The organism is Yersinia sp. 2542 StPb PI, from assembly GCF_048593855.1.
Taxonomy (GTDB): Bacteria; Pseudomonadota; Gammaproteobacteria; order Enterobacterales; family Enterobacteriaceae; genus Yersinia; species Yersinia enterocolitica_E.
In genome coordinates this window covers 1-3,456 of sequence record NZ_JAZGQA010000295.1, presented here as the reverse complement: position 1 = coordinate 3,456, position 3,456 = coordinate 1, and the positions used below count along the sequence as shown (strand labels likewise).

The window sequence follows — 3,456 nt, the reverse complement described above, 5'->3', positions numbered from 1 at the left end:
TTACTGGTTTGAGGGATTTGATAAGGAGCAACTTCCTGTTGAATTGGAGCCGCTGTGGGAAGATACCTGACTGTATTTACTTTGATTTGATAGCTTTCAGTGCAACACTTAATCCACGCTATAGTCAGCGAGGAGCGGAAGTTAATTTTACGGCTATAGGATATAACCATTAAACTATGTCGGTCGTATTTACCATAACAGATCTATGGCTAATCGACTGCAAAGATATTAAAAGCACATAGAATGTGCCGTGCTCAAGGGGCTACACAATAGGGGTTGCTGGAGGTCATAACTGCAAGGGCAGTTTTTTTAACATGCCAGATAAGGGAGTTAAAGACGAAAGCGTAAAGTATCATTGCAGAGTGCCGATAAAAATAGCGTCTTTTTTATTATATGGATATTACATGCATAAAATTATCTGCTCCATTGTGCTCATGCTAGGAATGACAGGGGCTACGTTACCTGTTTATGCCAATACGTTGACGCAAAGCCTGACGCGTTGCGACACAACATTTTTCAGTGAGATCTATCATCAGCGAACCACACTCAGCCGCGTAGCACCTTTAACGGTTGACCAGCAATTTCACGCCTGGTTCAAAGCGCCGGTTGACGGTAATGGCATCGTCTGGTTTGCCCAACCTCTACATGAATTAAATCTGACGCTATCGGGATATTTTCTGCAAACCAGCAACCTCAATGAAATCAATTATGGTAAGTACTATTACTGGGGGCTGATTTTCAAAGAATCGCCTGAAGAGGTCATGTCCAAGCTTGATCATTTAACCTGGGGCAAGGCCGGAGATGATTATCTCTCTCAGGCGATGATTAAAGTAGACCCCAACAGTGCCTGGAGAGAAAATGCGCAAGCGGTGTCAGGTATTGCTCCGGCAAAAGAAAGCACCGAAAAGCTGTTAATGCTCAGCAAAGGTAAAGAAGGGACATTATTGCTCTGTTCCGTTCAGGGAAATGTAACGCCTGATATGCTCGCGACATTAAGACCTGATTTAACCGGCGGGGTAGCGAAATGAAAAAGCTGATATGGCTGGCATTACTTATGCTGGCAGGTTGTACTGGGATCAGTAAACCACAGCCGCAAGCGCCCGCCCAAGCACCGGCTGGTTTAATAAAAATTCTTGCAGATGATAGAGTGACTTCGTATGTCGATTTCAGGGTGATTTCAACTTACCAGGGTAACAGTCACTTGCGCCGGTTTTATTTCATCAATAACTACGCGGAGCAGACACTGATTATAAAAAACCCACCCGTCTACGTTTCCAGTTCCCGGGCAATCGATGTGATTAACTGCGACAAAAACCAGCGTGCGGTTATGGGACGTACGCTTTTTTCCAAACCGTTTGCGGAAGGCGATCTTATACATGCGGAGCTGGATGTGGGGCAATGGGAAACCTTCCCGAAAGACTCTCTTTTTGGGATAATAGCTGAAACCATGTGCAGTATTCCCGTTGAAAAACTCAAGCCAGAGCCGGCGAAAGAAAACCGCAAGCCACTACTGGATTAATTAGCATTAATCGGAACCCGACGGTCCACGCTGAAGCAGATGGCTTGTATTGGTAACGGGCTATCTGCAATAAGTAAAAGAACAGGGCGCTTCTTTGGCGCGCCCGCCTACACTTAAATTGGCATCCACTCAGAATGGATAACATTGCGAGTCATCAGGATAACAAAGCCAAAAAGCTCTATCGCAGAGTCAATACGACCACACGCTACTATTCGGACAAGCCGGGCGGTGAGTATCGCCAGCAGGGAAATCAAAAAAAGAGATACGGCCAATATTTTGCCGCAGCGTGAATCTATGTACGTTAAACAGCAACTCCGGCTGGATTATTCTCTGTTGTTGTGTATGAGCGAACAACAGACGCTTAACTTGTGGCATGGAAGCATCTCGATTATTCGTGGCTATTCGCAAAGCATTGGATAACTTGAGTCCCACGTCACCTTAGAGTGCGATCCTACTGATAAAGGAATGATTAATGAAAGCAAGGGTGCTTTTAAGTCTATTATTTTTGGCAATATCATTTAATGTCGCTGCATTTACTCAATTCAAACCGGCGGTCATAAATGCTGCTCTTTTGTTCGAGCATGATGCAACTACTGGGAACGTAAAACATAGCATCCAGTGGATCCGAGATGTTTACGGTAAACTTCAGGCTATGACAGAAGTTAGATACGATCAAAGCGGGTGCTTTACTAATATCAACATGGTTGATAAGGCAAATGACCGAGAGTTCCATTTGGTAAACAAAGATGGTGCACTAACCTCTTTTAAAGGCCTGCGTATTACCGGAAAAATCAATGAACTTTGCGAAATCACTGAGCTTGAGAATGAAAAGGGCAAATATGTGCTCAGCTATAATGTACGTGGGTTGCTTGAAACAATCGTGGACAAAGACACGGGCGAAGTTGTAGAGCGATATGAATATCACAATAACCAATTCCCTGTGCGTATAAGAAACTATAAAGATCAAGAGGATACTAGCATATTTTACCCATCCGGAAGCGCGCAATTCCTTGACTTAGAGAGTGTATCAAAAAGAGGGGAGTTAACTGTCCGGGTAAAGCAAAGTTGTGCTTACACCGCTGATGGTAATGCAGATAAATGCTCGTTGATATCCTCCACTAATGACGACTATCGTGGCTCAATCCTCATCTGGATTTCTAATCATGAAACGGAATATTTCTGAATCTATTAAAAATGGCCGAGCCAACACAACCTCACTCGTGAGGTTGACCTGCTTCCTAATTTTTAACGCAATGTAATATTATCAATGTCTACTCTTGGCACGAAGTTGACGGGCAGATTTGAGCGAGGAGCAGACGTTATACGAGTGCACGCCGGATTAAGGTACCTTGGCTGAGATCGTAACCGTGATGTCTTAATTCCTCAATGAGGCCGAGGCTAAAGACGGGTTCTTCAGCTGCGAGATGCAGAATGTGCAAACGGCCGTAAAGTTCTTTGTCTGCCACGTCAGGAACCTCACAGTGCCACACTTAACAACCCCCCCGCGACACCACTACTCACTACGACCAACCACGGCGGCAGCTTGAGACAATAACTGATTTACATCTCAGCCCATCCTCTGGTGTTACATATAAAGTGAAACCTTATGCGTAAAGGTGAGGCTACTATTGGATTGGAACCAGTTATGGATTTTATGTTGATGGAACAACTGATCCTTCTCCGCGTACCCTAAATAAAGGAGAAACTTTTGCTGTTGGTGGTCGAGTTGGTGTGCGATTTGGTCCTTGTCTTCCATCCTTATTTACAATGTAAAAAATAACTTATTAGATTTTGGGGTTGGAATTGTAGATGTGTGATTATCCCTGCTGCTTTGCCAGAGAATACGGGCTTAAGTCCTTTTTTAAGATTGTTATAAGTTAGAGCGATATTATTCCCCTGACTTATAACTGTAATTGAAATCTCATTTAATGAGATAT

At 43.8% G+C, this 3,456-nt stretch carries 4 protein-coding genes and 1 pseudogene; 3 read left to right on the top strand and 2 right to left on the bottom strand.

Going from position 1 to position 3,456, the window contains the following annotated elements; genetic code table 11:
- The first annotated feature begins 314 nt into the window (after positions 1–314).
- Both V1952_RS20790 and V1952_RS20785 read left to right on the top strand, forming a co-directional pair.
- A complete protein-coding gene (locus V1952_RS20790; protein WP_230822906.1) occupies positions 315–1,028 on the top strand; it encodes a hypothetical protein in 714 nt (237 codons plus the stop codon).
- On the top strand, positions 1,025–1,519 hold the full coding sequence (locus tag V1952_RS20785; RefSeq protein ID WP_420075452.1) for a surface-adhesin E family protein: 495 nt from the start codon (positions 1,025–1,027) through the stop codon (positions 1,517–1,519). Before V1952_RS20790 ends, V1952_RS20785 begins: the two co-directional genes overlap by 4 nt.
- A 189-nt stretch (positions 1,520–1,708) precedes the next feature.
- Here V1952_RS20785 and V1952_RS20780 read toward each other — a convergent pair whose 3' ends face one another.
- The gene (locus V1952_RS20780) at positions 1,709–1,894 is read right to left on the bottom strand and encodes a hypothetical protein (RefSeq protein ID WP_420075451.1); all 186 of its coding nucleotides are present in this window, start codon (positions 1,892–1,894) and stop codon (positions 1,709–1,711) included.
- Between the two features lie 97 nt (positions 1,895–1,991).
- Here V1952_RS20780 and V1952_RS20775 point away from each other — a divergent pair, with 97 nt between their 5' ends.
- Positions 1,992–2,702: a YnfC family lipoprotein gene (locus V1952_RS20775; RefSeq protein WP_420075450.1), complete on the top strand. Its 711-nt coding sequence runs from the start codon at positions 1,992–1,994 to the stop codon at positions 2,700–2,702.
- A gap of 157 nt (positions 2,703–2,859) precedes the next feature.
- Here the strand turns inward: V1952_RS20775 and V1952_RS20770 are convergent.
- A pseudogene (locus V1952_RS20770) lies at positions 2,860–2,985 on the bottom strand (PadR family transcriptional regulator); the annotation flags it as partial.
- Positions 2,986–3,456 lie beyond the last annotated feature (471 nt).